Origin of the sequence: Pseudomonas sp. LAIL14HWK12:I10 (assembly GCF_900184205.1) — a bacterium.
Taxonomy (GTDB): Bacteria; Pseudomonadota; Gammaproteobacteria; order Pseudomonadales; family Pseudomonadaceae; genus Aquipseudomonas; species Aquipseudomonas kermanshahensis.
The window spans coordinates 1-1,268 of the sequence record NZ_FXWU01000023.1 but is presented as its reverse complement, the minus strand read 5'-3'; the positions used below and the strand labels follow the sequence as shown (position 1 = coordinate 1,268).

Below are 1,268 nucleotides of genomic sequence, written 5' to 3'. Positions count from 1 at the left end.
ACCCAGGGCAGCGTTGACTTCCAGACCCCGGCCAACGACGTCTACAACAACGGCTCGACCGTAAGTGTCACGATCAAGGACGCTACTGGCGGCAACTTCGAGCAACTCACACCGAACCCAACACCAGCGTCCACTGTAATCAATGACAGTGTCGATACCGTCACCGTAATCATCGTCAGCAACGGTAATGTCACTGAAGACCAGCAACCATCCTTCACGATCAAAGTGAGCCAGGCGCTGGACCGTCCGCTGACCGTGACCCTGTCGAATGGCGAAACCGTCACCATTGAGGCCGGCAAGACCGAAGTCGAGTACAAGACCCCGGCTCAGGGCGATGACGTCATCAAGGACGCGGGCTCCGTGACACTGAGCGTCACCGATGCCACTGTTTCGGGTGCAACCTTCGAGCATCTGGCCATCGGTGGTCCCGCTACCGTCGAGATTTCGGACACCATCAGCGAAGTCTTTGCAACCTTGACTGTCGACAAGGCGACTGTGGCGGAAGGCGGCCAGGTGACCTACACCGTCACGCTGACCAACGCGCAGGGGCTTTCGGTCACTCAGCACGGGGCACTGACCTTCACCCTGACCGACGGCACAAAAGTCACGATTCCGGCTGACAGTGTCTCTGGTACCGCGACCATCACGGTTAACGATGACGTGTACGTCGGCGGCCAGGCCGCTATTGCCAACAAGCTTGAGTCGGTTTCGGGTGCAGACAGCTTCGAGAAGCTGACTCTGGGTGGTGAAACTGTCACCACTTCTGTGACGGACGAACCGGGTTCGGGTACTCCAGGTACCGGTAACCAGGGCGACTTGGTGCAGGTCACCATTACGGCTGACCAGGTTTCGGTTGCTGAGAACGTCAAGCCGACGTTCACCGTCCACATCAACACCGCTCTGACCCACGACCTAGTCGTGACCCTGAGCAACAACGCTACCGTCACCATCAAGGCTGGCGAAACCAGCGCGCCGTACACTCACGACGCGCAGGGCGATGATGTCTACAAAGATGCCGGTGAAATCTCCCTGGGTATCAAGTCTGCCGTCGATGTTGACGGCCGTGCCTTCGAAAACCTGCAGCTGGGCGACGCCGCTTCGGTCAAAGTGACCGATACCACTGACGACGTCATCGCCAAGCTGACCGCTACCCCTTCGGTCACCGAAGGCGGCGAGATCACCTATACCGTCACCCTGACCAATAAAGACGGCTTGCCGATCGACAATCACGCGCCGTTGTACTTCACCCTGAGTGACGGCAAAACGGT

The 1,268-nt window shown here is 58.6% G+C and carries 1 protein-coding gene; it reads left to right on the top strand.

The genetic code is table 11. The annotated features are described in order from the left end of the window. The coding region (locus QOS90_RS27195) for an immunoglobulin-like domain-containing protein (protein WP_349496968.1) at positions 1 to 1,268 on the top strand (1,268 nt) is incomplete at both ends.